General features: G+C 66.1%; 26 protein-coding genes and 1 pseudogene. 11 read left to right on the plus strand and 16 right to left on the minus strand.

What is annotated here, in order from left to right; all coding sequences use genetic code 11:
* The first annotated feature begins 1 nt into the window (after position 1).
* The 8 genes from BM167_RS08530 to BM167_RS08565 all read left to right on the plus strand — a co-directional run bounded on the left by BM167_RS08530 (position 2) and on the right by BM167_RS08565 (position 7,187).
* Entirely contained in the window at positions 2-358 is a 357-nt protein-coding gene (locus BM167_RS08530) for an RNA polymerase Rpb4 family protein (protein ID WP_092891498.1), read from the plus strand.
* 42 nt (positions 359-400) lie between these two features.
* Positions 401-1,021: a DUF655 domain-containing protein gene (locus tag BM167_RS08535; RefSeq protein ID WP_092891500.1), complete on the plus strand. Its 621-nt coding sequence runs from the start codon at positions 401-403 to the stop codon at positions 1,019-1,021.
* A gap of 75 nt (positions 1,022-1,096) precedes the next feature.
* Positions 1,097-1,969 carry a 16S ribosomal RNA methyltransferase A gene (locus BM167_RS08540; protein WP_092891502.1) on the plus strand — a complete coding sequence of 291 codons (873 nt, stop codon included), beginning with the start codon at positions 1,097-1,099 and terminating at the stop codon, positions 1,967-1,969.
* Between the two features lie 4 nt (positions 1,970-1,973).
* Positions 1,974-3,209 carry a mechanosensitive ion channel family protein gene (locus tag BM167_RS08545; protein ID WP_092891504.1) on the plus strand — a complete coding sequence of 412 codons (1,236 nt, stop codon included), beginning with the start codon at positions 1,974-1,976 and terminating at the stop codon, positions 3,207-3,209.
* A 29-nt stretch (positions 3,210-3,238) separates the two neighbouring features.
* A complete protein-coding gene (locus BM167_RS08550) occupies positions 3,239-3,814 on the plus strand; it encodes a HemK2/MTQ2 family protein methyltransferase (protein WP_245781350.1) in 576 nt (191 codons plus the stop codon).
* Between the two features lie 59 nt (positions 3,815-3,873).
* Positions 3,874-4,881 (plus strand): 5-methyltetrahydropteroyltriglutamate--homocysteine methyltransferase, encoded by a 1,008-nt coding sequence (locus tag BM167_RS08555; RefSeq protein ID WP_092891508.1) that lies wholly within the window; start codon positions 3,874-3,876, stop codon positions 4,879-4,881.
* Complete coding sequence (locus BM167_RS08560; protein WP_092891510.1) at positions 4,881-5,966, plus strand: methionine synthase; 1,086 nt, start codon at positions 4,881-4,883, stop codon at positions 5,964-5,966. Before BM167_RS08555 ends, BM167_RS08560 begins: the two co-directional genes overlap by 1 nt.
* 204 nt (positions 5,967-6,170) lie before the next feature.
* Complete coding sequence (locus BM167_RS08565; protein WP_218153781.1) at positions 6,171-7,187, plus strand: plastocyanin/azurin family copper-binding protein; 1,017 nt, start codon at positions 6,171-6,173, stop codon at positions 7,185-7,187.
* A 26-nt stretch (positions 7,188-7,213) separates the two neighbouring features.
* On the opposite strand, the gene BM167_RS08570 is transcribed toward BM167_RS08565, so the two are convergent.
* The 5 genes and pseudogenes from BM167_RS08570 to rpl7ae all read right to left on the minus strand — a co-directional run bounded on the left by BM167_RS08570 (position 7,214) and on the right by rpl7ae (position 9,212).
* A complete protein-coding gene (locus tag BM167_RS08570) occupies positions 7,214-7,750 on the minus strand; it encodes a hypothetical protein (protein ID WP_092891512.1) in 537 nt (178 codons plus the stop codon).
* 182 nt (positions 7,751-7,932) lie between these two features.
* Complete coding sequence (ndk, locus tag BM167_RS08575) at positions 7,933-8,412, minus strand: nucleoside-diphosphate kinase (RefSeq protein WP_092891514.1); 480 nt, start codon at positions 8,410-8,412, stop codon at positions 7,933-7,935.
* A gap of 5 nt (positions 8,413-8,417) precedes the next feature.
* Positions 8,418-8,615, minus strand: a pseudogene (locus BM167_RS08580) (50S ribosomal protein L24e); the annotation flags it as partial.
* 3 nt (positions 8,616-8,618) lie between these two features.
* Positions 8,619-8,843 carry a 30S ribosomal protein S28e gene (locus BM167_RS08585; RefSeq protein WP_006054022.1) on the minus strand — a complete coding sequence of 75 codons (225 nt, stop codon included), beginning with the start codon at positions 8,841-8,843 and terminating at the stop codon, positions 8,619-8,621.
* 6 nt (positions 8,844-8,849) lie between these two features.
* Positions 8,850-9,212, minus strand: a complete 363-nt coding sequence (gene rpl7ae / locus BM167_RS08590) for a 50S ribosomal protein L7Ae (protein ID WP_092891517.1) — start codon at positions 9,210-9,212, stop codon at positions 8,850-8,852.
* A 303-nt stretch (positions 9,213-9,515) separates the two neighbouring features.
* Between rpl7ae and tmcA the strand changes: the two genes are divergently transcribed.
* Both tmcA and BM167_RS18455 read left to right on the plus strand, forming a co-directional pair.
* Positions 9,516-11,768, plus strand: a complete 2,253-nt coding sequence (gene tmcA / locus BM167_RS08595; protein ID WP_092891519.1) for a tRNA(Met) cytidine acetyltransferase TmcA — start codon at positions 9,516-9,518, stop codon at positions 11,766-11,768.
* A gap of 57 nt (positions 11,769-11,825) precedes the next feature.
* A complete protein-coding gene (locus BM167_RS18455; protein ID WP_177213324.1) occupies positions 11,826-11,990 on the plus strand; it encodes a DUF8014 family protein in 165 nt (54 codons plus the stop codon).
* Positions 11,991-11,999: 9 nt separating this feature from the next.
* Here the strand turns inward: BM167_RS18455 and BM167_RS08600 are convergent, their stop codons facing one another.
* The 6 genes from BM167_RS08600 to BM167_RS08625 form a co-directional block, all read right to left on the minus strand.
* Positions 12,000-12,734 (minus strand): GNAT family N-acetyltransferase, encoded by a 735-nt coding sequence (locus BM167_RS08600; RefSeq protein ID WP_092891521.1) that lies wholly within the window; start codon positions 12,732-12,734, stop codon positions 12,000-12,002.
* 73 nt (positions 12,735-12,807) lie between these two features.
* A complete protein-coding gene (locus BM167_RS08605) occupies positions 12,808-13,233 on the minus strand; it encodes a DUF8055 family protein (RefSeq protein WP_245781333.1) in 426 nt (141 codons plus the stop codon).
* A gap of 4 nt (positions 13,234-13,237) precedes the next feature.
* Positions 13,238-14,908: an FAD-dependent monooxygenase gene (locus tag BM167_RS08610; protein ID WP_092891523.1), complete on the minus strand. Its 1,671-nt coding sequence runs from the start codon at positions 14,906-14,908 to the stop codon at positions 13,238-13,240.
* On the minus strand, positions 14,901-16,643 hold the full coding sequence (locus BM167_RS08615) for an electron transfer flavoprotein subunit alpha/FixB family protein (protein WP_092891525.1): 1,743 nt from the start codon (positions 16,641-16,643) through the stop codon (positions 14,901-14,903). The genes BM167_RS08610 and BM167_RS08615 overlap by 8 nt, the downstream gene beginning before the upstream one ends.
* A gap of 2 nt (positions 16,644-16,645) precedes the next feature.
* On the minus strand, positions 16,646-17,518 hold the full coding sequence (locus BM167_RS08620) for an electron transfer flavoprotein subunit beta/FixA family protein (protein ID WP_092891527.1): 873 nt from the start codon (positions 17,516-17,518) through the stop codon (positions 16,646-16,648).
* Between the two features lie 109 nt (positions 17,519-17,627).
* Positions 17,628-17,957: a 4Fe-4S dicluster domain-containing protein gene (locus tag BM167_RS08625; RefSeq protein ID WP_092891529.1), complete on the minus strand. Its 330-nt coding sequence runs from the start codon at positions 17,955-17,957 to the stop codon at positions 17,628-17,630.
* A gap of 107 nt (positions 17,958-18,064) precedes the next feature.
* Between BM167_RS08625 and BM167_RS08630 the strand changes: the two genes are divergently transcribed.
* Complete coding sequence (locus tag BM167_RS08630) at positions 18,065-18,544, plus strand: DUF456 family protein (RefSeq protein ID WP_092891531.1); 480 nt, start codon at positions 18,065-18,067, stop codon at positions 18,542-18,544.
* On the opposite strand, the gene BM167_RS08635 is transcribed toward BM167_RS08630, so the two are convergent.
* From BM167_RS08635 to BM167_RS08655, 5 genes are all read right to left on the minus strand, one after another.
* Positions 18,541-19,155, minus strand: a complete 615-nt coding sequence (locus BM167_RS08635) for a cyclase family protein (RefSeq protein ID WP_092891533.1) — start codon at positions 19,153-19,155, stop codon at positions 18,541-18,543. The two genes, BM167_RS08630 and BM167_RS08635, sit on opposite strands and share 4 nt — an antisense overlap.
* Before the next feature lie 69 nt (positions 19,156-19,224).
* Positions 19,225-20,940: a glutamate--tRNA ligase gene (locus tag BM167_RS08640; protein WP_092891535.1), complete on the minus strand. Its 1,716-nt coding sequence runs from the start codon at positions 20,938-20,940 to the stop codon at positions 19,225-19,227.
* Positions 20,941-21,046: 106 nt separating this feature from the next.
* Positions 21,047-21,820 carry a helix-turn-helix transcriptional regulator gene (locus BM167_RS08645; RefSeq protein WP_092891537.1) on the minus strand — a complete coding sequence of 258 codons (774 nt, stop codon included), beginning with the start codon at positions 21,818-21,820 and terminating at the stop codon, positions 21,047-21,049.
* A gap of 92 nt (positions 21,821-21,912) precedes the next feature.
* A complete protein-coding gene (gene idsA3, locus BM167_RS08650) occupies positions 21,913-22,959 on the minus strand; it encodes a geranylfarnesyl diphosphate synthase (protein ID WP_092891539.1) in 1,047 nt (348 codons plus the stop codon).
* A 1-nt stretch (position 22,960) separates the two neighbouring features.
* A complete protein-coding gene (locus BM167_RS08655) occupies positions 22,961-24,313 on the minus strand; it encodes a ribonuclease J (protein WP_092891541.1) in 1,353 nt (450 codons plus the stop codon).
* Positions 24,314-24,745: the final 432 nt, after the last annotated feature.

Here is a 24,745-nt window from a genome sequence, read left to right on the forward strand (position 1 = left end):
GATGACCATCTTCAAACAGAAGGTAGACGAGGAATACCTCACCGTCTCCGAGGTCAAATCGCTCCTCCAAGACGTGGAAGCGGAACGCGCCGCGGACGAAGAGCGTGAGATCCGCTACGAGCTCGCACGCGCCATCGAACACGTCAACCGCTTTGCCATCCTCGACCCCGAGGAGTCGCGCGAACTCGTCGAGGACCTCCTCGAACTGGAGAAGGTAGACGAGACGACGGCGTTCAAAATCGCCGACCTGCTTCCGCAGAGTCGAGACGAACTTCGCTCGCTGTACGCACAGCAGCGGTACGCCCTGAGCGGCGACGAACTCGACGAGATTCTGAACGTGGTCGCGAAGTACGCCTGAGACGGCCAACTTTTTAAATACGGCGTCGGCGTATCTACTGACATGACGCCCCCTGACAGCGGAGACGCCGACGCCGAGACCGACCCGGCAACCGGCGACGACTCGGGTCCAGATGTCCGCTACGCCGTCATATTGGACTATCTCGCTCACGGCAGAGCCGAGGACCGCAACTACGATCAATCGCCCTTGGCGTACGCACTCGGCCTCCGCGACTTCCGCCTCTTCGAACTCCGCCTCGACGAAGAGGCGGGCCTCGGCATCGGGGACCGAGTCGCCGTCGGCCCGCCGGGCGAACGCGCCGCGGTAGAGGAGTTATACGAGATAGAGTACGACGACCTCTCGAACACGGCGAACGCCGAACTCGAGTACGTGGTCGAAGAGATAGTCGAAGACCAAGAGCGTCGGTTCGTCGACTTCTACAACGACGCCCAGCCGATCACTCTCAGGCTCCACCAGTTGAATCTGCTTCCGGGAATCGGGAAGAAACTCCGAAACAACATCTTAGACGAACGGAAGCGCGGTCCCTTCGAGAGCTTCGAGGACCTAGAAGAACGGGTCTCCGGCCTCCACCACCCGAAGGAGGTTCTCGTCGAACGCATCATGGAGGAACTGCGCGACGACGACCTGAAGTACAAAGCGTTCGTCGGTCGAAACGAGCAGTAGCGAACCTCTTCTTCGGTATCGTCGCCGACGGACCGACCCGGGACGTTTACACTCGCGCGGACGAAACGGCGACCAATGACAGAGCAGCAGTCGGACGCGGAACCGGGCGACCTGACACGCCCGTCGCGCGACCCGGACGAACTCCTGCGTCGGGCGGGCGTCCGCGGCGACCCGGACCAAGACCAACATTTTCTCGTCGACGACCGAGTCCTCGACCGGGTCCCCGGCTACCTCCCCGCCGACGCGGACCGCTCGCACGTCCTCGAAGTCGGCGGCGGAACCGGAGCGCTCACCGACAGACTGCTCGGCGTCGCGGACCGGGTGACCGTGATCGAACGGGACCGGCGACTCGCGGCGTTCCTCCGCGAGGAGTTCGCAGACGACGTAGCGAGCGGTCGGTTGACCGTCCTCGAGGGTGACGCGCTGTCGGTCGAACTCCCCGAGTTTACGGCGTGCGTCTCGAACCTCCCGTACGGCATCTCGTCGGAGATAACGTTCCGGTTGCTCCCGCGGGGGAAACCGCTCGTGTTGATGTTTCAAAAGGAGTTCGCAGAGCGGATGGCCGCCGACGCGGGCACCGACGACTACGGCCGCCTCTCCGTGAGCGCACAGCACTACGGCGACGTGGACGTCGTCGAGACCGTTCCGCGGGAGGCGTTCTCCCCGAAACCGGCGGTTCAGAGCGCTATCGTCCGCGTGACGCCGCGAGCGCCCGACTACGAGGTGGCGGACGAGGAGTTCTTCCTCGACTTCGTGAAGGCGCTTTTCACCCAACGGCGCAAGACGATACGGAACGGCATCCGAAACACGGCGCACATCTCCGGACTCGACGACCCCGAAGCGGTCGTCGAGGCGGCCGACGAGGCGGTCCTTCGGAAGCGCGCCGGTAACATGGAACCGGCCGACTTCGCCGCCTTGGCGACGCTCGCGGACGAGCACGGTAGATAGCGAGATGCAGCCTCAGACACCGATCACCGCGACGGCGACGGCGTCCGCGGAGAGCCAGTTTCCCCTCGCGGTCCTCCAGTCGTTCGTCCCCCAGTTGGCGGTGAAAATCACCGTCACCGTCCTCGCGATAGCCGCCGCCGGGTTCGTGCTGAGTCGGACGAACGCGTTCCACGACCGGGTGCCTCCGCGGGTTCCGGCCGCGGCGTGGCACGTCGCGGTCACCGTCGCGACGATGGGACTGACCGTCGGCGCGGCGGCGGTAATCGTCGCCGTCTGGGGGTTCTCCGGGCAACTGGTCGACCTCTACGACCAGTACAAGTTCGGGCGGCGGGTGGTCGTCCAAATCGCCCTCTCTGTGCTGTTCGTCGTCGGGGCGTACACGATGACGGGACTCGTCCACCAACTGACGAACGAGGTGGCGAGCACCCAACCGAACGTCAGCGACCACCAACGAGAGGTCATCTACCGCCTCGCGCAACTGTCCGTGTACTTCGTCGCTCTCGTGGTGATACTCGGCGTCTGGAACGTCGACCTCGGGGGACTCCTCGTCGGGGCCGGATTCCTCGGCATCGTCGTCGGTATGGCCGCGAGACAGACGCTCGGGTCGCTCATCGCGGGGTTCGTCCTCATGTTCTCGCGGCCGTTCGAAATCGGCGACTGGATAGAGATCGGCGAGTACGAGGGTATCGTCACCGACATCACCGTCGTCAACACCCGCATTCAGTCGTTCGACGGCGAGTACGTGATGGTGCCGAACGACGTCATCTCCGCGGAGACGCTCGTAAACCGGAGCCGAAAGGGGAGGCTCCGCATCGAAGTCGAAGTCGGCGTCGACTACGACGAAAACCCGACGCACGCCGCCGAGGTGGCACAGGAGGCCGTCTCGGAACTGGAGGACGTACTCGGCGTGCCGTCGCCGCAGGTCGTTCTCAAGGAGTTCGGCGACTCCGCGGTGGTCCTGGGCGTTCGGGCGTGGATAGACAGACCGAGCGCCCGCCGTCGGGCGCGGACGCAGACTGCCATCGTCGGCGCGGTCAAAGAGGCGTTCGACCGCGAGGGAATCAAGATACCTTACCCGCAACAGGAACTCATGGCACGCGAAGAAAAGGAAGGGTTCGTCCTCGCGGGCGACCGGGACGGAGACGCCCCGCGAGACTCGTCACGGACGGCCGCGACCGACGGAAGCCTCGACGACGAGACGGCGCGTCACACCGAAACGGACGGAGGCGACGAGTCGTGACGGGCGACGACCTGGCGGACCGACGCGGGATGGAGACGGCGGTGTACCAACCGGCCGAAGACTCCGGACTGCTCGCGGAGGCGGTCGTCGAACGCGGTCACGGCCGGTTTCTGGAGGTCGGTACCGGGTCCGGGTGGGTCGCACAGAAGGCGGTGACGGACGCCGACGACGTAGAGAGCGTCGTCGCCACCGACGTGAACCCCCACGCGTGCCGGAGTGCGCGCGAACGCGGCCGAGAGGTGGCGTCGGCGGGCGGCATCGACGTGGTTCGAGCGAGCCTCTTGGACCCCTTCGCGGACGACGCGTTCGACACCGTCGCGTTCAACCCGCCGTATCTCCCGACGGACCCCGAAAACGAGTGGTCCGACTGGATGGAACGCGCCCTCTCGGGCGGCGAGACGGGCCGAGAACTCATCGACCCGTTCGTGGACGACGTGGGCCGCGTACTCGCGCCCGGCGGCGTCGTCTTGCTTCTCGTGAGTTCGCTGACCGGATACGACGACGTCGTCGAGAGAGTCGAACGCCGGGGATTCGACCACGAGGTGGTCGTCCGAGAGTCGTACCCCTTCGAGACGCTCAGCGTCCTCGCGCTCTCCGTGAAATAACCAGTAAGCATTAGACGCATTAGCAAATATTAAGCAGCGGCATTTCTAACGGTGTGACGATGACAGAGTTCGTCGCGACGACGCCCGGGTTGTATCCCCTCCCCGACTGGGCGAAGTCAGACCTCTCGGACCTGAAAGGCCACCAGAAACACGACCTCATCTCCGGAGACGAGTCCGGCGACATCGTCGCCGCCTACGAGGAGGCGCGCGCGGAAGTCGTCGGCGACCAACTCGACGCCGGGTTAGACCGTATCGTCGAGGGGCAACTCCGCTGGGACGACATGCTCGCACACCCCCTCACCGTCCACGAGAACGTCGAGACGGGCGGCATCGTCCGATACTACGACAACAACAACTTCTACCGCGACCCGCAGGTCGTCGGCGAACTCACCTTCTCCGGCGACGTCGCAGAAGAACTGAACGCGGCCGCGGACCACCTCGACGGCGAACCGCTTCAGGGCGTCCTCCCGGGGCCGTACTCGCTTTCGGAACTCGCTTCGGACGAACACTACGGCGACGACGCGGACTTTCTCGACGCCGTCTCCGAGTTCCTCGCGGCCGAAGTCGACGCGTTCCCCGACCACGAGACGCTCTACCTTCTGGAACCCTCTCTCGTCACCGACGCGCCCGACGACGACATCGCCGAACGCGTCCCCGACGCGATAGACGCCGTCGCCGACGCCACGGACGCCGACGTCGTCGTCCACACCTACTGGGAGGCGTTCGACGAGAAGACGTACGCCCACCTGATGGACGCGGACGTCGATGCCATCGGCTTCGACTTCGTCGAGGCCGACAGAGAACAGACGCTGTACAACATAAACGAGTACGGGACGAAAGAGTCGATTTCGCTCGGCCTCGTCGACGGCCAGAACACGCTGGTCGAAGGCGCGGAGACGGTCCGCGAACGCGCCGAGTGGGTACTCGACCAAGTGCAGATGTCGACGTTCGACACGACGTATCTGACGACGAACACCGAACCGTTCTACCTGCCCGTGAACAAGCACAAAGAGAAACTCGCCGCCCTCGCAGAGGCGGCCGACGTCGAGACGGAGGTGGAGGCATAATGGCACGACACGCGGACAACCGCGAGCAGTTCCGACCGAACGGCCACGACAACGACAACTTCCTCCTGACCACGGTGGTCGGGAGTTACCCGAAGCCGAAGTGGCTGAACCGTTCGAAGGAACTCGCGGACGACGAGTCCTCGAAGTTCGACGACGACGACTTAGCGGAGGCGTACGACGACGCGGCGCGCGTCATCACGCACGAACACGAGAACTCCGGCCTCGACACCGTCGTAGACGGCGAGATGCGCCGCGAGGAGATGGTCGAGTACTTCGCCCACCGCATCCCCGGCTACGAGTTCAACGGCCCGGTGAAGGTGTGGGGACACAACTACTTCGACAAACCCTCCGTCGCGAGCGAAGTCGAGTACGACGAACCGTGGTTGGTCGACGAGTTCGAGTTCACCTCCGACGTGGCCGAAAAGCCCGTCAAGGTACCCATCACCGGCCCGTACACCCTCGCTCGCTGGTCGTTCAACGAGGCGTACGACACCGAGGAGGAACTCGCCTACGACCTCGCGGACCTCGTGAACACGGAAGTCGAGAAACTCGTCGAGGCGGGCGCGCGGTACGTCCAGATAGACGAACCCGCACTCGCGACGACGCCCGACGACCACGCCATCGTCGGCGAGTGTCTCGAACGCATCGTCGACGGCATCGACGACGAGGTGCGCATCGGCCTGCACGTCTGTTACGGCGATTACTCGCGCATCTACCCCGAACTCAACGACTACCCCATCGACGAGTTCGACGTGGAACTCTGTAACGGCGGGTACGAACAGATAGACGTGTTCACAGACCCCGAGTTCGAACCCGACCTCGCACTCGGCGTCGTGGACGTCCACACCGCCGAGGTGGAGTCCGTCGAGGAGATAAAAGAGAACATCAAGGAGGGGCTGAAGGTGGTCCCGCCGGAGAAACTCACCGTCTCGCCCGACTGCGGCGTCAAACTCCTCCCCCGCGAAGTCGCCTACCGAAAGATGGAGAACATGGTCACGGCCGCCCGCGAAGTCGAGGCGGAACTCGACGACGGCGAGATAGACGTCGCCGGTCTGCGTCGCAGTCCGGCGGGCAGTCAGGCGTAGCCTGACGACGCCGACGCCCGTCTGCGGTCGGTAAACCGCCGACCGCCGGCCGTCGTTCGTATCGAATTCTAAACTATTCGGCGTACATTTTCCTTCTCGGGCGGTTCGTCGGAGCCGAGAGGCCCCATCGACGGTTCCAGAGAATGTCACGAATACGCCACCATCCGTAGGATTATGTCTCTCAGAATTCATATCTGGTGTGGTATGGCACCACAGACAGACGACGAGACGAAGGGAGACGGACAGGGTGAATCGACGGCGCGGCGGTTCCCGCGCCGGACGGTGCTGCGCGTCGCGGGGGCTTCGGCGGCGCTTTCGCTCGGGTCGGGTGCGGTGACGGCGTCGGGAGACGACGATTCAGACGACGACCACGGGTACGGGTCGGACGGTCCGGCGGCACCGAAGCATCCCGAGGAGATAGACCCCATCTTCGGGTACGCGTCCGCGGCGGAGAACCCGTGTTCCGGCGAGGCGTCGGACGACTGCTTCGAGTCGTTCGCGAACCCGGTCCGCCCGGCGCACGAAGTCGAGATGCAGATAGACATCCCGGAACTCCTGTTCGCCCTCGTGGAGGGAGGCGGCCTCTCGGAGGGGACGACGGGGAACGTCACCGCCGCCGTCGAAGACGGGTCCGTAGACGAGGGAGAACTCGACAGGCCCGACGCCGGTGTGTCGGTTCGGACCCCCGAGGGAGGGGAGACGGTGACAGTCCGCGAAATCGCCCACCTGCTCGCCGACACGACCGGGTTCCGTTTCGAACCGGCGGGACTGCGGGTCAGTCCGGGTGACGTGGTTCTGTACAGCGCGGAGACGCCGGACCACGCCGTGACGGCCTACCACGAACGCCACGGGCGACAGAACCGCGTGCCCGACGGCGTCGAAGCCGTCTCGTCGCCTCTCGTTCCGGTCGGCGGGTACTGGCTCTACCGCTTCGAAGAGGAGGGCGTCTACGACTTCAACTGCCCGCCGCACGAACCGTTCGGGATGGTTCACCGCGTCGTCGTCACCGACGAGGAGGACGACGCGGCGGAACTGAGCGTCGAGGACACCGGTCGGCCGCCCGAGGAGGAGAACGCTCTCGGGTCGATACTCGGCGGACTCGACCCGAACGTCCCGAGCGCACACGACGCCCTCGAGAGCGACGCACTCCACCCGGAGCGAATCGCCTCGCGAGGAACGGTGTCGTGGGACGACGTCGTGGAGGAACACCGAACCGACTGAGGGCGGACGCGGGGGCCGACGCCGAATCAGGCGCGTTCGGTCTCTCTCGTCGCCCCTCTCGCGAGCGAAGGTATCACCCACTGCCCGTCGCCCGCGTAGTCGAGTGGTAGTTCCCGGCCGACGGCGTCTGACACCCGCGTCGGGTCGACGCCGCAGGCGGCGGCGACTCGTTCGAGTTCCGTCTCGCCGGTCAAGCGGTCCGGCGTCGGTACCCACACCGTCGCCACCCGACTCTCCGTGGAGTCGAGGGGGAGAGCCACGTCGAACCGGACGCCGGGCGCCCGCCGGACCCACGAGTCGCCCCCGCCGCGACGCGCCTCGGGAACCACCTCGCGGACGACGCCGCTATCGACTCGCGGCGCGTCCCGGAGGTCGGTGAGATGCCGTTCGACGTCGCGTATCGCGGTCGGTTCGGCGGTCACCGTGGGCGCGAGCACCGCACTCGCGGCCTTCAGGAGGCGCGTCGCGGCGACGACGGTGACGGACACCGCGACGAGAAGCGCGATGCCGCCCGCGAGGAGGCCGCCCGCAAACAGCCACAGCAGTAGTTCCAGTTCCGTCATCGAACCGGGCTTGGTACTCGGTCCCAATACGGTTTTTCTGCCCCGACAGAGACCATCTCCGCGAGGTGAGAGTTAGATTCGCAGACCGTATCCGGGCCGGAGCGACGGGGCGCGTCGTCGGACGACGGCGTCGCTCTCGGCGTCGCGACGAAAGAGAAAACTGCGCGGAGTCGGCCGTCGGTTCAGTGGTCTTCTTCTTCGTAGAGCCACGTCTCGTCGACGCGGTCGTACGCGACGAGTTCGTCGTCGTCGAAGAACAGCGAGATTTCGCGCTCGTTTGCGCCCTCGTCCTCGTGGTCCGAGGCGTGGATGACGTTCCGACCGAGGTCCAGACCGTAGTCGCCGCGGATGGTACCCGGTGCGGATTCGGCGGGGTCGGTTTCGCCGACCATCGAACGGACCTGACGGGTCGCGTCGGCGCCCTGCCAGACCATCGCGAAGACGGGGCCGGACGTGATGAACTCCACGAGGTCCTCGAAGAACGGCTTGTCCTCGTGTTCGCCGTAGTGTTCTTGCGCCAGGTCGTCGTCTATCTGCATGAACTTGCCCGCGACGAGCTTCAGTCCTCGGTCCTCGAACCGAGAGACGATGTCGCCGATGAGTCCTCGTTGGACGCCGTCGGGCTTGACCATCACGAAGGTGCGCTCGTCGTGGTGGCTCATTCGTTGTCCCCGTGGGCGGGGCCGCTCTCGGCCTGTCCTTCGGCGGTCCACTCCACGTCGCGGGGCTCGCGACCGAGGAAGTAGTTCTTCTCGGCCTTCGAGTCCTTGAAGTGGAGGATGGTACCGTCGTTTTTCACGTACATCGTGCCCGTTCCGGGCTCGATCTCCTGTCCGCTGAAGTCACAGGTTCGCTTTTCGACCATGAGTTACTGCCCTCCGATGGAGTCGGCGTCGCGTTGGGTCTCGCGAAGCTGCAGGATGTCGCCCTCTCGGACGGGGCCCAGCACGTTCCGCGTGATGATGCGGCCCTGATTCGAGCCCTCGCGGATGCGGCACTTGACCTGCATGGCTTCGCCATGCATCCCGGTCTTGCCAACGATCTCGATGACCTCTGCGGACGTCGAGTCGCTGGCAGTCTCTTCTGCGCTCATGGTGGATTACTGAAGTTCCTCGACCTTCGAGCCGATGTCCTCGACCTGCTCTTCCGCCTCGCCAGCGTCGACGATGGCTGCGGCGGCGGAGCCGACTTCGAGGCCTGCGGCCTGACCGACTTCGTCCTGCGTCTCGATGAAGATGTACGGAATGCCCTTCTCCTCTGCGAGTTCGGGCAGGTGCATGACGATCTCCTCGGGGGAGACGTCTTCCGCGATGAGGACGAGTTCGGCGTTGCCGCGCTCGATGGACTTGGTCGTCTCGTTGGTTCCTTTCTTCACTGTACCGGTGTCTCGTGCGACCTCGAGCGCCTCGAGGGCGTTCTCTGCGAGGTCGGCTGGGACGTCAAATTCTACGTAGACTGGCATGGGTTGTTCACCTATCCTGCTCGCGGGCTCGACTGCCCCGCCGGCTGACCACATTGGTCGCGGTCTTCCCTGACGGCGGGGAGAATCATCAACCCCGGGCAGGCTGTACACCTCGATAGCGTCGGACCCCATAAAAGCGCTTTCAATGCCCGCCTGCCGTGGTATCCGAACACACACGCCGGTTCGGCCGAAATTGCCGGTTCGTACCGTGTCGATTCCGCGCGAACGAGGCAGCCGTTCTCAGTCGTCGTCCGCCCGGCGAGAACGGAAACGGCCTTACGTCGCCGCGGGCAACCGCGGTGCATGGATATCGCCGCCCTCGCCGCCGACGCACGGGCGGCGGCGACGCGGGCGAACCACCGACGACTGGTCGTCCTCGCGGGCGACCGAGACGCCTGCGTCGACGCCGCGTTCGACGTTCTCTGCGGGGCCGACGTTCCGGACGAGGAGACCACCATCGTCAGTTCCCGAGAGGGCTTTCGCTTCGAACGTCTGCATCCGAAGCAGGCGGGCGAACTCCTCGGTTCGACGCGAACCGCCGTCGTCTGCGACGCCCACGAGGAGTTCTCGCCGAACGTCGTCGGCCGACTCGTCGGCGCGGTGGACGGCGGCGGCCTGTTCGTCCTCCTCGCGCCGCCTCTCGACGAGTGGCCCGCCCGCGTCGGGTCGTTCGAGAAGTCGCTCGCCGTCCCGCCGTTCTCCGTCTCCGACGTGACCGGACGGTTCCGCGAACGCCTCGTTTCGACGCTCCGAGACCACCCCGGCGTAGCCATCGCGAACGTGGACGACGGCGTCGTCGAACGCGACGGCTCCGCCCCGTCACCGCCGGACGTCGGCGACCGGTCGCCGTCGGTTCCGCGCGAGCACTCCTTTCCCCGCCTCGCCTACGAGTCGTGTCTGACCGGCGACCAGTCGAGAGCGCTCCGGGCGTTAGAACGGCTCTCGCATCCGGGCGAGGCGGTCGTCGCGGAGGCCGACCGCGGGCGCGGGAAGTCCGCCGCCGCCGGTCTGGCCGCCGCCTCCCTCGCCGCCGCCGGACGCGACGTGGTGGTGACCGCGCCGTCGTATCGCAGCGCCGAGGAGGTGTTCGTCAGAGCGGAGACGCTTCTCTCCGACCTCGACGCACTCGCCGGTCACGATGCGGAGGCCCACCTCCTCCGGGCGACACCGACGAACGCGGAGTCCGGCCGCGTTCGCTTCGCGGACCCGCCGACGGCGGCGACGCTTCCGGACGACCCGGACGTCGTGCTCGTAGACGAGGCGGCGGCGCTTCCCGTTCGCCTCCTCTCGTCGTTCCTCGACGCGCCCGCGGCGGGCTTTTTCACCACCGTCCACGGCTACGAGGGCGCGGGCCGCGGGTTCTCGGTTCGCTTCCGCGATACGCTCGACGCGAGCGACTTCACGGTCACCGACGCGCAGTTGGACGAACCCATCCGGTACGCCCGCGGCGACCCGGTGGAGTCGTGGGCGTTCCGCGCCCTCCTCTTGGACGCTCGCCCGCCCGTGGACCCACTCGTGGAAGACGCGACGCCCGACACCGTCGAGTACCGCGCCGTCTCCCCGTCGGAACTCCTCGCGGACGACCACCTCCTCTCGGAGGCGTTCGGCCTCCTCGTGTTCGCGCACTACCGGACGGAGCCGAACGACCTGGCCCGCCTGTTGGACGCGCCGAACCTCGAACTCCGTGCGCTCCTCCACGAGGGGCACGTCGCGAGCGTCGCCCTCCTCGCCCGCGAAGGCGGTTTGAACGCGGAGACGCGCCGAAGCATGTACGACGGCGCTCGCGTCCGCGGGAACATGCTCCCCGACGTGTTCACGAGCCAACTCCGCGACGAGGAGGCGGGCGTCCCCGTCGGCTACCGGGTGATGCGCATCGCCACCCACCACGCCGTTCGCTCTCGGGGACTCGGGTCGCGACTCCTAGCGGAGGTGCGACGGGAGTTCGACGATTCGGCGGACTACCTCGGCGTCGGCTACGGCGCGACGCCCGAACTCCTCTCGTTTTGGGAGGCGAACGGCTACTCGACGGTCCACCTCTCGACGACTCGAAACGCGACGAGCGGCGAGTACTCCGCGTTGATGCTCCGTCCCCTCTCTGCGGCGGGCGCGGCCCTCCGCGACAGACACGCCGAGTGGTTCCTCGACCGGATCTCGGCCGTCCTCTCTGACCCGCTCCGCGACTTAGACCCCGACGTGGCCCGGGCGGCGATTCGCGCCTGCGGCGGCGCGAGAGACCCCTCGCTCTCGGACCGCGAGTGGCGCGTCGTCGTCGGTGCCTCCTACGGACCCGGCATCTACAGCGCCGCCCCCGAAGCGTTCCGCCGACTCGCGCTCGCGCACCTCGTGTCGCCTGACCGCGCGCCCCTCGACGCCAGAGCGGAGCGACTGCTCGTGCGGAAGGTGTTACAGGGCCGCCCGTGGACGCCCGTCTCCGAGGAACTCGGCTACGTCTCGGAGGGCCAGTGCATGCGTGCCCTCGGCGACGCGTACAAACCGCTGGTCGACGAGTACGGGACCGAGAGCGCCCGTGAGGAGCGTGCGCGGTACACGGAGTGAGTCGGGCCGAACGACTCGGACGGTACACCGAAGCGTCTCGGCGTCGTAATCTTCGCCATGGCGCAGTGTAGCCAACCGGACTGTGAGAACGAGGCGTCGGTCAGATTGTACGTCCCGTGGGACGACGACAGAGACGTCTGTGCGGCCCACGGTCGGGCACTCGTCCAACGGGACGGCGTGGTCGCCGAACCGTTGGCGGGCGAGAGCGACGAGTGGCGGTAGAGCGTCGTCTCAGCGGAGTTCCACGCCCATCATCACCTCGTCGACGTACTCGCCGTCTATCTTGTAGTGGTCCTCGCGGACCGCTTCCGTCTCCCAGTAGTGGGCTTCGAGGAAGTCGATGGCCTCCTCGTTGGTCGCGGGAACGCTGTTGTACAGTTTCTCGTACTCGTGTTCGCGCGCCCAGCGAACGCCGCGTTCGAGGAGCGCAGCGCCGATACCGTTCCCTCGGTGCTCCGAGCGCACGCCGACCGTGAGGACGGCGGTGTGGCTCAGTTTCGCCGTCTCCGGGAGGTCGAGGTGAACCCAGCCGACGAGTTCGTCGCCGACGGTGGCGACGAAGAACATCCGCGAGTGAACGTCGTTGTGCCGGATGATGACCTCCTCGTGGTCCACCACGTCGGCGACGGTTTCGGCTTCGATGTACGTCCCCTCTTGGGCCACCTCGCGGATGGCCTCGACCAGACTCTCTAAATCGACCTCTTGGGCCATCCGGATGGTGTATTCGGTCCCCTCCGATTCGTGCATCTCCGCGTCGTCTCGCTGATAGGCGACTTCGTACTTGTCGCCGACCTTCCTGACGTAGCCGTCGCGCCGGAGGATGGTCAAATGCGTCCCCAGCGCCCCGGGGTCGAAGTTGAGTTTCCGGCGCAGGTCGTCCTCGCGGACGATTCCGTGCCGTTCGATGTACTCGTAGATGTCTTTTCTGTCTCCGTGGTCGAAGTCGAGCGCCTCTGTTACCTCCATGCTACCGAATACCACATACCGAACCATAACGTTTATTCGGCAACATAGAACGGTCGCCCGAACGGACGGCTCGCTACCGTTCCGGGACGCGCGTGAGGAGTTGGACGGTATCGTGGACGTCGTGCGTCTCCACGAGCAGTTCGGCCGCCGCGCGAACCGCGAAGTCGGCGTCGAGTTCGACGCCGTGACACCGCGCGTACAGCGTCAGCCAGTCGTTCAGCGCGCGGCGAAGCAGTCGGTGCTCCGCCGCGGAGAACGCGACGTCCGCCGCCGCCGTCCGCGCCTCGACGTAGACGGAGAGAACGGGTCCGACGCCGTCTCGGGCGCACTCCGCGGCCCTCTCGACCCTCTCGTCACCTTCGGGCGCGTCGAACGCCTCGCGCTTCCGCCGCGCTTCCGCCGCGAGTTCGCGGATTCGCTCGGCGTAGACCGACTCCGCTTCGGCCCGCGCCTCGGGCCCGTCACCGCCACCGCCCGCGGCCGACTCCTCCGTCGCCATCCGCTTACCCCTCCTCGAACTGGACGCCTTTGCCGCCCGCGGGGTGCGTCCACTCCGTGTCGGCGACGACGGCGCAGGTGCCGCACTCGATGCACGGTTGGGTGTCGAGGCTGACGACGCGTTCCTCCTGACCGTTCGTCCGTCTCAGCTCCTCGCGGTAACAGCCGCCGCCGAACTCCTCGGCGCTGACCGGACAGGCCGAGACGGCGGCTCCGCTCGCCTCGTAGGACTCGTCGCGGAGTTCGATGTGGGGGTTCCCCACGTCGGTGTCGTACGTCAAGTCGCCGATTCGCGCTTCGAGGCTCGGCGGTTCGATTCGGTTCCGCTCCGTGACGCGCGTTCCCAACTCCTCTGCGATGACCGTCGGGAGCGTGACGTACGGCGTCTGCGTGTCCGGGACCAAAGCCGAGAGCGTCGGCGACCCGTACAGCTCTTCGAGTCGCCCGGACAACGCCCGCACGCCCATCCGTCCGACGCGAGAGGTGAGCACGCTGTCGGCTATCTCGGTCATCGACTCGCGTTCGCCGAGGCGTCCGAGGAGTTCGTACCCCCGCGGCCGGAGTTTCCCCATCACGCCCTCGTCGCGGAGTTTCTTCGCGTACAGCCTCCCGGCGAGTTCCGGCTTCCCCCCGGCTTTGGCCTTCCCGAACGCCTCGGCGGCGAGTGCGCCCGCGGTGACGGCGTGGTTCATCCCCTTGATGATGGGGCCTTGCGCCTGCATCTGCCCCGCCGCGTCGCCGACGACGAGCAGTCGGCCCTCGTGCGGTTCGCGCAGTGCCACCTTCTTCGAGTCAGGGACGAGTTTCGCGCTGTACTCGCGTTCGCGGTAGTCGTCGCCCAACCACTTCGCGAGGAGCGGGTGCGTGAGAAGGGCGTCGAGCAGTTCGTGCGGTTCCGCCTCGCGGGCGACGAGGCTATCGAGGTGAAACACCGTCCCGATGGAGAGCGAATCGCGGTTCGTGTAGAGGAAGCCGCCGCCGCGGACGCCCTCGAACAGGTCGCCCGAGAACAGGTGCGCGACTCCGTCGTCCGCTCGGACGGCGAAGCGGTCCTCTATGATCTCTTCGGGCATATCGACGACGGCTTTGACGCCTTGGAACCACTCGTCGGGTTCTTCCCAGTCCATCAACCCCGCGTCGCGCGCGAGTTCGGAGTTCACCCCGTCGGCGGCGACGACAACGTCCGCGCGTATCGGGTCGAGTTCGTCGCAGGTGACGCCCACGATGTCGCCGCCCTCTCTGAGCAGTCCGTTCACGCGAACGTCGGTCAACAGGCCGCCGCCCGTCTCGCGGGTCATCTCGTGGACTCTGTCTTCGAGCCACGAGTCCATCTTCCGGCGCAGGACGGCGTCGGCCCACGCCGTGTCGTGGTCGTGAAGCGAGGTGATGTCGAACGTTTCCACCATCTCGCCCGCGACGTTGTGGAGGTAGTACCGCGTGACCGGACGCTCCGTCGCCTCCTCGCGGAAGCCGTCGAAGATGTCGTCTATCGTGTACGGCGCGGACTCCTCGGCGTAGATGAGGCCGCCGGAGACGTTCTTCGACCCCGCCTCGACGCCGCGTTCGAGCACCAACGTCTCGACGCCGTAGTTCGCGAGTGTCGCCGCCGCGGCGGCACCGCCCGGTCCCGCGCCGACGACGACTGCTTCGTAGTGTTCGTCGGGAGTCTCACTCACCGGCCTCACCTCCCGTCCGTCGCGCGTCCGAGTCGGGTGTCGTCCCCGCGGGTCGGCCGCCGTCCGTGGCGGCGGCGTCGCCCGCGGCGGCGACGGACGCGAAGTCCGTGCGCCCCTCCTTCAACGCCTCCGTCAGTCGGGGGAGTACCTCGAACAGGTCGCCCTCGACGAAGTAATCGGAGAAGTCGCGGATGCGCGCGTCGGGGTCGGTGTTGACGGCGACGATGGTGTCTGACTCGTCCATACCGACTTTGTGCTGGACGGCCCCCGAGATGCCCGCGGCGACGTACAGGTCCGGCGCGACGACCTGTCCCGTCTCGCCGATTTGGCGGTCCTCGGTCGTGTACCGTTCGACGTGGCCCTCGAACTGGTACGAACCGGTGACGATGCCGCGAGAGACGCCGACGTCCGCCTCCTCGAACTGGTCTGCGAGTTCGAGAGCCAGTTCCATCCCGCGCGTCGGCGCGTCGCCGATACCGCGCCCGACGGCGACGACGACGTCGTTGCCCGTCAGGTCCACGCCCTCGTCCAACCGGTCGTGGTCCGTTACGGAGACGCGGAACCACTCGTCGTCGAGTGGGACGTCGTGTTCGACCACCTCGCCGTCGCGTTCGGCGTCGGGTTCGGGCACGTCGAAACTTCCCGGGATGACCGACGCGCCCTGCGGGTGGAACTCGCGGGTGGGGTTGTCGAGACAGAGAATCGTCGAGTACTCGAACCCCGAGAAATCCGGCCGCTTCATGTGCAACACGCGCTCGAAGTTCTTCTTGTCGCCCGCCGCGCCGGTCTTGACGGGGTTCGAGATGACCTCGTCTTCGATGTAGAGACCCGAGCAGTCGCTCGCGAGACCCGAATCTAACTCGGCCTGCACCAACGCCGACAGGTCCCGGCCGTTGTTCGTCGCCGGGAAGAGGACGTACCGCGGTTTGTCGTAGTCGCGCCACGCCTCGTCTCGGCCGCCGCGCGACTCGCCGTCCTCGTGCGTCGCGCCCGCGCGGGCCATGTCGCAGAATATCTCCGTGTACGGCTTGTGCTGGAACCGCGACAGTCGCGCGTCCTCGTGGGAGACGACGACGTCCGCGCCGTAGGCTATCACGTCGTCGGTATGTTTCTCGACGTCGTCGCCGATGAGAACGGCCACGACGCGTTCGTCTCCGCCGTACTCCTCGTTGTAGCCGTCCATCAGTTCGCGGGCCTTCCCGAGCATCTCCTTGGACACGTCGACGAGGTCGCCCGCCTGCGTCTCGCAGTACACCCACATGTCGCGGTAGACGCCGCCCTCCAACGCTCTGACGTGTCGCTTGTCGTTCGTCGGATGGTCGAGTTCGGGATGTCTCTCCTCGGGCGGTTCTCGCTCCTCGCGTTCGCCTCCTTCCTCGCTTCCGCGAACGGAGTCGAGGCGGTTCTCCACGAGTCGCTTGACGCCGTCTCGGTTCTCTCCGGACTCCTCGCGTTCGAGGATGGACTCTAACTCCGCCGGGTCGTCGATGTCGGTGAGAGCGTTGCCCACCTCCGCCGTGCTCATCTCCGTCAGGTCGAGAGCGTCGGCGTCCGTCTCCCCGTCGTCGCCCTCGAACTTCTCGATGCGGCTCTCGACGAGCGAAATCACGGCGTCGCGGTCCTTCCCGTCGCGTTCGGCCGCGAGAATTTCTCTGAGTTCCTCGGCGTCCTCTATCTCCCGCAGTTCCGGGCCGAGCGCCGAGATGTCGTACTCGCCGGGGTCGATTGCGGGCACGGTCAGTCACCCCCCGCGGCCGCCGCGTCGCCCGCGGCGTGCGACTGCATCGTCTCCAGTACCTCGGTCATCCCTTCCGCGTCTCCGGGGTCTACCATCGTCGCCTCGCGTTCGGCGGGCGCTTTCGGGATGGGGTCCACAGAGGAGACGATAGTCGGAGAGCCGTCGAGGCCGATGTAGTCCGGGTCGAGATTCAAATCGGCGTGGTCCCACACCGTCAGATGTTCTTCGTACTCCTCGGCGCGGGCCGCCGCCTCGGCGCGTTTGTCCTTCAGCGTGAGTCTGTGTTCGGCCGTGCGATACGACGGTTCGAACTCGGGGTCGGCGACGACGAACGCCGGAAGCGACAGTTCGACCGTCTCCATCTCCGCGATGTCGCCCTCGACGAGGCGTCTCGCGCGGAGCGTCTCGCTTTCCTCGTCGACGTCCAACGAGACGACGTGCGTCACGATGGGCATGTCGAGACACCACGCCGTCTGCGGGCCGGTGTGACCCGTCTCGCCGTCGGCCGTCTTGAACCCCGCAAAGACGATGTCGGGGTCGCCGAGCCTCTCGATTCCGGCGCTGAGCGTGATGGCCGTCGCCCACGTGTCCGCCGCGGCCATCTCTCGGTCCGAGACGAGAAGCAGGTCGTCGGCGTACGCCGTCTCCATCGCCTCCCGAAGCACGTCTTTGTACCCCGGCGGACCCATGCTCACGACGCTCGCACGGCCGCCGTGGCGGACGTGCGTCTGGAGGGCCGCGTCGAGGGCGTGCGAGTCGTTCGGATTCATCACCGTCGGTGTCTTCCCTCGTTCGAGGTGGCCGTCCTCGTCGAACGATACCTGTCCCTCTCGAAAGTCGGGGACGCCCTTGGTCAGAGTGACCACGTGCATTGGTACTAACTCCCACGGTAACTGCCACTAGGTATTTATAATAATCTTTTGTGAGCTATACGAAACAGTCAGGGAGAGGAGAACGAGACCCGCGCGCCGGGTGGACGCTTCAGGTCCGTCCGGCGCGTCCGGGGTCTACGTCGATGGCGTCCACCGGACAGACGTCGACACAGAGCATGCAGTCGATGCACTGGTCTTCGTGCGTCGGTTCGACTTTTATCTCCGACTCGGGGTGACCGGGGGTGTCTACCCACGTGAACACGTCCACGGGGCAGTCTTCCAGGCACGCGCCGTCGGCGATGCAGATGTCGTAGTCGACGGCGACGTGCGTTCCGTGGATGCCGCGTTGTTCGGGCGGGTCCACCGGTCCCCAGACGGCGACGCCGTTCTCCTCGCCGACCTTCTCGCGGTTCGTCTCGAAGTTCGGATCGATTGCCATGATATACCATAACAATCTTTCGTGGGGTATTAAATTATACTCCGAACGCCTCCGCCCTCGGAGGAATCGGGCACCGGCGTTAACACGCCGGAAGACGACCTCGACGTATGGATATATTCGCGTGGATCGCACTGGCGCTTCTCGTCCTCGGCGTCGTCGGAACCGTCGCCCCACTCGTGCCCGGCGCACTCCTGTCCGTGGCCGGTGTGGTGCTCTACTGGTGGTCTACGGGCTTCAGCGATCCGAGCCTTCCCGTCTTCGTCTCGTTGCTTCTCGTCGGCGTTGCGACGATGGTCATCGACTACGCGGGCGGGGCGGTGGCCGCGAAGGCGGCGGGCGCGTCGACGCTCACGACCGGTATCGCCGTCGTCGTCGGCTTCGTCCTCCTCTTCGTGACGGGGCCGGTGGGATTTCTGGTCGGCATCGCGGTCACCGTGTTCGTCGCGGAGTTCGCTCGGAACCAGAACGCGGAACAGAGCGGTAAAGCGGCCCTGTACGCGACGGTCGGCGTCCTCGCCTCCACCGCGGCCCAAGTTCTCCTGACGGGCGCGATGCTCGTCGCGTTCCTCTTCGTCCTCTTCTTTTAAACCGCCGCGACGACGCGGGCGGGCGCGCCGTCGGCGTCCACCCGTATCGGGAACGCGAGCATCTCGAACCGTTCCGGCACGGAGTCGAGGTTCCGGAGGTTCTCGACGACGAGTCGTCCCGCGCCGAGTATCGCGCGGTGTGCGGGCACCCCGTCGCCGCCCGTCGGGTCCGGACTCAACGCGTCGGTCGCCACCGCGTACCCCCGGTCTGCGCACAGTCGCGCCGTCTCGGGCGCGAGGGCGGGATGGTCCGTCATCCGGTCTGTCCCCCACTCCGTCTCCCACCCCGTCCGGAAGACGACCATCTCGATGGAGGGGTCGTCCGGCACCGCGTCGGGTCCGACGAGCCCGTTTTCGCCCGCGTCGCGGCAGTCTGCGAGTCGCGCGTCGAACCGGAAGTCGTCGGCGTCGAACGCGCCCAGAGAGTCCCCGTCGGGTTCGGTGTGCGAGGGCGCGTCCACGTGCGTCCCGGCGTGCGTCCCCAGTTCGAGTCGAGAGACGCGGTAGCCGTCCGCCTCGAAGTCGGCGTGCGGTTCGACTTCGACGTCGGGGTCACCGGGGTAGACGGGCATTCCCGATTCCACCCGCCGGGTGAGGTCCACGAGCGTCATGCGAGAGGATGGCCCACCCCGCGGCAAAGCTCTACCGCCTCCGAGGAGAACCGCGAGACGCGACTGCGACTACTTGTGCGCCCAGTAGACGACCGTCTCGTCTTCGCCCCGTTCGTCCACGCGGACGAACCCGAGGCGTTCGAACTGAATCACCTCGTCCACCTCGGCGTCCGTGAAGTCGGGTTCCGCGACGCCCGCCACGTCGCCATCGGGCGTCCGCATGCGGACGGGGACGTTGTCGGTGGCGGGCGCCCAGTGAATCACGTCCACCTCGCCGGAGCGAACCGCCGCTATGTCGTCGCCGGTGTGGACGAACGTCTCTCCCTCGCGACGGACGCATCCGTAGCCTTTCAGCCAGACGCGTTCGTCTTCCGCGGGCACGTCTTCGGATTCGACGACGACGCCGCCCGCCGCGGGGACGGTCCGGTCGCCGCGTTCCTCGTGGTCCGGATGGAGTGCCGGGTGTCCCGCCTCGGGTCCGCCCTCGACGGCGAACACCTCGCCCTCGCGGACGAGGAAGTACCGGTCCGACTCGTCGTCCACGAGTTCGCGATTGTTCGCGTAGATGGCGGACATAGAGAGGTCGACGTTCGAGGTGGAGGTGCCGAGTCCGACCATCGCATCGACGATGGCCTCACCGCGGATACCCCGCCGCCGGAGGCTCTTGAGCGTCGGCGCGCGCGGGTCGTCCCACCCGTCGAGTTCGCCCTCGTCTATGAGTTCCTTGATGGTCGAGGTGGAGAGTTTCACGTCGTACTCGTCGACTTGGACGTGGCCCCAGTGGATGACCTCGGGGTACTCCCACCCGAAGTAGTCGTAGACGAACTGCTGGCGCTTGGCCGAGTCCTGCAGGTCGATGCCGCGGACGATGTGCGTGACGCCCGTGAGGTGGTCGTCGACGCCGGACTGGAAGTCGAGCATCGGCCACGCGCGGTACTCTTCGGCCTCCTCGCGGGGGTGCGGCGTATCGACCATCCGGAACGCCACCCAGTCGCGGAGGGCGGGGTTCTTGTGTTCGATGTCCGTCTTCACCCGCAGGACCATCTCGCCGGAGTCGTACTCTCCGTCGACCATCGCCTCGAACTCGGACAGCGTCGTCTCTGCGTCTTTGTCCCGGTGCGGGCAGGCCTCCGCGGAGTTTTTCAACTCCGAGAACGCCTCGCCCGAACACGAACAGGTGTACGCGCCGCCCGCCTCGATGAGGTCCCGAGCGTACTCGTAGTACGTCTCCACTCGGTCGGAGGCGAGGAGGACGTCGTCCGGTTCGAAGCCGAGGTAGTCGATGTCGTCGAGGATGGCGTCGTACGCCGAGAGGTCCGGACGCTTCGTCTCCGGGTCGGTGTCGTCGAAGCGGACGATAAAGGACCCGTCGTAGAGCTCTTTGTACGTCCCGATGACCGCGGGCATCCGCGCGTGGCCGACGTGCCACGGGCCGTTCGGGTTCGGGGCCGCCCGCATCCGAACCTCGTCGTACTCCTCTGCGTTCGGGAGGTCCGGAAGCACCGCCTCCTCGCTCTCGTCGTCGGCTTCGAGTTCCGCGAGTTCCTCGGGCGCGAGTTCGGCGAGTCTGTCGCGCTTTTCTTCGGTCGAGAGGTCGTTGACCCGCGCGACGACGCCGCCGATGACTCCCGGAATCTCGTCTCCGTGGGGCCGAAAGTCCGGGTTCTCTCCCATGAGCGGTCCCATCACCGCACCCACGTCGGCGTCGCTCTCGTATTTGACCGCGTTGAGCAGGGCGTGCTTCTCTGCGGCTCGCTCGACGCGTTCGCGTAACTCGTCGTTCATTGCAAGTCGATTCTCCGCCGCGGATAAAAACAGGCCCGGATTAGGGTCACGGGCAGGGGTACGGTAGACAGTACCACACGCAGACACATATGGGTTTCGCGCCGACTCACTCGACGAACGCAGAGAGCGGAGTGCCGTCCTCGAACCGGTCGATAAAGCGCGACTCGGCCCACTCGACGGCGTCCGGGCGGGCGTTTTCGACCTGCGCGACCAACGACCCCCGGTCGTCGTGGACGAGGAGGTGCGCCACCGTCCGGCCGTCCACGTCGAGGAGAATCAGACCGAACGGGAGCGTCTCGCAGACCCGAATCTCGTACCCGTCCGCGGCGAGGTACTCGTCGAACTGCTCTGCGTACTCCTCGATGATGTACTCCGCCATCGGGCGGGTGAGAGCGATATCGGCCCTCATCGCCCCCGACGCCGCCCGTTCGTGTAGCGTCCGGGTCCATCGGGGGTCGTTGTCGGTGACGGAGAATCCGCGGATACGGTCGGCCCGCCGGAGTCTGTCGAACAGGTCGTCGATGCCCGAGTAGGGCGCGGCCGAATCTCCGGCGGCGACGTCCGCCCCGACGAGAAACCGGTGCGAGACGGACGCATCGACGGGGACGTTCGAGAGCACGTCACTCCACTCCTCTATCGTCCGCATCGTCTCTGTCGCCTCCACCACCACCCCCAATGAGAGTCGCCCGGGCGTCGTCGTCCGGAACCCGCCCTCGACTCGTTCGACCAACCCGAGCGACGAGAGTTCGGAGATGGCGCGGTTGACGGTCGAACGCGACGAATCCGTCGCCGCGACGATATCGCGCTTCGACGCCGTCCGGTCCGAGAGATATTCGAGGATGCGGCGGCGTCGCCGGACGACGGTCAGTGCATCCGCCATACACCGGGGACGGGTTCCAGCGGTATATACCTTCGATGCGTCGGGATTTCCGACCGTCCGGCGACAAAAAAAGCCCGACTGCAGCGCCGACGTCAGTAGCCGCGCGTGATGAGGTAGTCGGCGATGTCGCGCAGGAGCGACCGAGCCTCGTTGTCGGGGAGGACTTCGAGGTGGTCTTTCGCTCTGTCGGTGAGTTCTTGGGCCTTCTCGCGGGCGAAGTCGATAGAGCCGGCGTCGTCGAGTTCGGAGACCGCCTCTTCGACCGCCGCTTCCGTCACGTCGTCGATGTCCGACGCGTCGAGGAGGCCGTCGACGTCGACGCCCTGTTGCCGGGCGTGGAGCGTGATCATGGTCTCTTTGTTCTCGACGAGGTCCGAGCCGCGCTGTTTGCCGAGTTTCTCCGACGGCACCGTCAGATCCAACACGTCGTCTTGAATCTGGAACGCACAGCCCGAATCGATGCCGTACCGGTAGAGCGCTTCGACCACGTCGTCGCTGGCGCCCATCAAGACGCCCGCCGTCGCCGCCGCGGCGCCGTAGAGGACGGCCGTCTTCAGCTCTATCATCTCGAGATACTCGTCGGGCAACACCTCGGTCCGTCGTTCGAACTCGACGTCGATGGCCTGCCCCTCACAGATCTGCGTACAGGTGGTCGCGAGCATGCGGACGGCCTCGAGTCCGTTCTCGGGGTCTGCGCCCGTGTGCGTCATCAGCTCGAACGCCTTCGCGTAGAGCGTGTCACCCGCGAGGATGGCCGTCTCCGTGTCGTACTCTTTGTGAACTGCGGGGACGCCGCGACGGAGGTCGTCGTCGTCCATGATGTCGTCGTGGATGAGCGTGAACGACTGGATGACCTCGATGCTCGCGGCGGCGGTCATCACGTCTATCTCGCGGGAGTCGAGTGACGGAAACGCACGGTAGTCCGCAGAGAGGGGTTCGACGTCCGCGAGCGCCTCCGCCGTGAGGAGCGTCACGGTCGGTCGGAGGCGCTTGCCGCCCGCCTGAAGCAGGTAGCGCGTCGCCTCGTAGAGCCGCTGTGGCTCTTCCAGCGGGATATCCTCGTCCAATGCGTCGTTGACGAGTTCGCGCCGCTGTTTGACCGCTTCGAGCACCCGTTCCTCCGTCGCTTCCGAGTTCATCTTACTCCACCAGCTGGATCATGTTCCCGTTGCGCGTGACGTGAAGGTCACGACCCAACGCGTAGCCCTGCGACTCACAGAGGTCCACGTACGGCGCGAAGCCTTTGAGGTTCTGGTGAGCCGGGATGATGTGCTGGGGCTGAAGCGCGTCGAGCATCTCGAAGTGTCCCTCCTCGCGCAGGTGGCCCGAGACGTGGATTTCGTCGTAGATGCGAGCGCCCTGCATCTTCAGGAGGCGTTCGGACTGGTAGCGCTGGCCCTCGTTCGTCGGCTCCGGGATGACGCGCGCCGAGAAGATGACCTTGTCGCCGTTCTCGATTTCGTACGGCGTCTCGCCGCGGCCCATCCGAGTGAGCATCGCGCGCGGTTCGCCCTGGTGGCCCGTGACGATGGGCAGGTAGTTCTCTTTGCCCTCCTTCATGATTCGCTTGAACGCCCGGTCGACGGACTTACGGTGGCCGTACATGCCGACGTCGTCCGGAATGTCGACGAAGCCGAGGCGTTCTGCGGTTCCGGAGTACTTCTCCATCGACCGACCCAAGAGGACGGGCTGGCGGCCGATGTCCTTCGCGAACTCGACGAGGGACTTCACGCGGGCGATATGAGAGGAGAACGTCGTCGCCACGATGCCGCCGTCGTAGTCCTCGATGCTCGTCATCACGTCTTTGAGGTGACGGCGCGCGACGGACTCGGAGGGCGTTCGACCCTTCCGTCCGGCGTTCGTGCAGTCCTCGATGTAACAGAGGACGCCCTCGCCCTCGCGACCGATTTCGCGGAAGCGCTTCATGTCGATGGGGTCCCCGAGGACCGGCGTGTGGTCCATCCGCTTGTCGAGGCCGTAGACGACGGCTCCCTCCGGCGTGTGGAGGACGGGGTTGATGGCGTCGATGATGGAGTGAGTCACGTTGACGAACTCCAGTTCGACCTGCTCCGAGTCCCCGATGGACATCGTCTCGCCCGCGCTCATCTTCACCAGGTCGTTGCCGACGTTGAACTTGTTCTCGCCTTCGACCTGCTGTTTCACCAGTTCGATGGTAAAGGGCGTGGCCACGATGGGCGCATCGTAGCGGTGGGCCAGTTTGGAGATGGCACCGATGTGGTCGAGGTGGCCGTGTGTCGGAACGATGGCCTTCACGTCGCCCTCTAAGTCCGACATGATGCGGTCGTCCGGAATCGCACCCATGTCGATGAGGTCGAGACTGTGCATCTTTTCGGTCTCCACGTTGTCGTGGATGAGAACCTGAGACAGGTTCAGGCCCATGTCGAAGACGACGACGTCGTCGCCCGCGCGAACGGCCGTCATCTGTCGACCGACTTCTTCGTATCCGCCGATTGTCGCAATTTCGATTTCCATTGTTGGTCCGAGCATTGAAAGCCACAGTCGTGGCGCGGTTGCTCACGTAAACGTCCCGTCGGTGGGCGTCGTCCAGCCGCAAATCGGCCGGACGCTCCCGTGGGACCGAACGGCCCCGGCGTCTTACAGCGCGTCGGTCGTCGGTCCCGCGTGCGGCGGTCGCATCCGCCGCACTTACCCGCGGGAATCTCGGTACGTGAGGCTACACGCCGGGGTATTAAAAACTACGTGGGTTGTCTCGTGCGCGTCGACGACCTGTTCGACCAGTTTCCGGTCATGTTCGTCGTCACCCGGCCCGAGTCGTCCGACGACACACGCGGGCGAACACGTCTCCGTGACCGACCGAGAGGGGGCGGAAGCGTCGTCACGCTCCGAATACCGGCTCCAGGCGGCGACTGAACCGGTATGCGCGAACGAACGTCCGGTATCGTC

The sequence above is a fragment of the Halopelagius inordinatus genome (assembly GCF_900113245.1).
Classification (GTDB): Archaea; Halobacteriota; Halobacteria; order Halobacteriales; family Haloferacaceae; genus Halopelagius; species Halopelagius inordinatus.

Bases quoted from the DNA above. Each gene is read 5' to 3' on its own strand.
- BM167_RS08565 (WP_218153781.1), top strand. From the start codon at position 6,171: ATGGCACCACAGACAGACGACGAGACGAAGGGAGACGGACAGGGTGAA.
- BM167_RS08620 (WP_092891527.1), bottom strand. From the start codon at position 17,518: ATGCACGTGGTCACTCTGACCAAGGGCGTCCCCGACTTTCGAGAGGGA.
- BM167_RS08640 (WP_092891535.1), bottom strand. From the start codon at position 20,940: ATGAACGACGAGTTACGCGAACGCGTCGAGCGAGCCGCAGAGAAGCAC.
- BM167_RS08540 (WP_092891502.1), top strand. From the start codon at position 1,097: ATGACAGAGCAGCAGTCGGACGCGGAACCGGGCGACCTGACACGCCCG.
- BM167_RS08605 (WP_245781333.1), bottom strand. From the start codon at position 13,233: ATGGCGACGGAGGAGTCGGCCGCGGGCGGTGGCGGTGACGGGCCCGAG.
- BM167_RS08635 (WP_092891533.1), bottom strand. From the start codon at position 19,155: ATGACGCTCGTGGACCTCACCCGGCGGGTGGAATCGGGAATGCCCGTC.
- ndk (WP_092891514.1), bottom strand. From the start codon at position 8,412: ATGAGCCACCACGACGAGCGCACCTTCGTGATGGTCAAGCCCGACGGC.
- BM167_RS08600 (WP_092891521.1), bottom strand. From the start codon at position 12,734: ATGGAGGTAACAGAGGCGCTCGACTTCGACCACGGAGACAGAAAAGAC.
- BM167_RS08535 (WP_092891500.1), top strand. From the start codon at position 401: ATGACGCCCCCTGACAGCGGAGACGCCGACGCCGAGACCGACCCGGCA.
- BM167_RS08545 (WP_092891504.1), top strand. From the start codon at position 1,974: ATGCAGCCTCAGACACCGATCACCGCGACGGCGACGGCGTCCGCGGAG.
- BM167_RS18455 (WP_177213324.1), top strand. From the start codon at position 11,826: ATGGCGCAGTGTAGCCAACCGGACTGTGAGAACGAGGCGTCGGTCAGA.
- idsA3 (WP_092891539.1), bottom strand. From the start codon at position 22,959: ATGAACTCGGAAGCGACGGAGGAACGGGTGCTCGAAGCGGTCAAACAG.
- rpl7ae (WP_092891517.1), bottom strand. From the start codon at position 9,212: ATGCCAGTCTACGTAGAATTTGACGTCCCAGCCGACCTCGCAGAGAAC.
- BM167_RS08630 (WP_092891531.1), top strand. From the start codon at position 18,065: ATGGATATATTCGCGTGGATCGCACTGGCGCTTCTCGTCCTCGGCGTC.
- BM167_RS08585 (WP_006054022.1), bottom strand. From the start codon at position 8,843: ATGAGCGCAGAAGAGACTGCCAGCGACTCGACGTCCGCAGAGGTCATC.
- BM167_RS08570 (WP_092891512.1), bottom strand. From the start codon at position 7,750: ATGACGGAACTGGAACTACTGCTGTGGCTGTTTGCGGGCGGCCTCCTC.
- BM167_RS08560 (WP_092891510.1), top strand. From the start codon at position 4,881: ATGGCACGACACGCGGACAACCGCGAGCAGTTCCGACCGAACGGCCAC.
- BM167_RS08625 (WP_092891529.1), bottom strand. From the start codon at position 17,957: ATGGCAATCGATCCGAACTTCGAGACGAACCGCGAGAAGGTCGGCGAG.
- BM167_RS08555 (WP_092891508.1), top strand. From the start codon at position 3,874: ATGACAGAGTTCGTCGCGACGACGCCCGGGTTGTATCCCCTCCCCGAC.
- tmcA (WP_092891519.1), top strand. From the start codon at position 9,516: ATGGATATCGCCGCCCTCGCCGCCGACGCACGGGCGGCGGCGACGCGG.
- BM167_RS08655 (WP_092891541.1), bottom strand. From the start codon at position 24,313: ATGGAAATCGAAATTGCGACAATCGGCGGATACGAAGAAGTCGGTCGA.
- BM167_RS08530 (WP_092891498.1), top strand. From the start codon at position 2: ATGACCATCTTCAAACAGAAGGTAGACGAGGAATACCTCACCGTCTCC.
- BM167_RS08645 (WP_092891537.1), bottom strand. From the start codon at position 21,820: ATGGCGGATGCACTGACCGTCGTCCGGCGACGCCGCCGCATCCTCGAA.
- BM167_RS08550 (WP_245781350.1), top strand. From the start codon at position 3,239: ATGGAGACGGCGGTGTACCAACCGGCCGAAGACTCCGGACTGCTCGCG.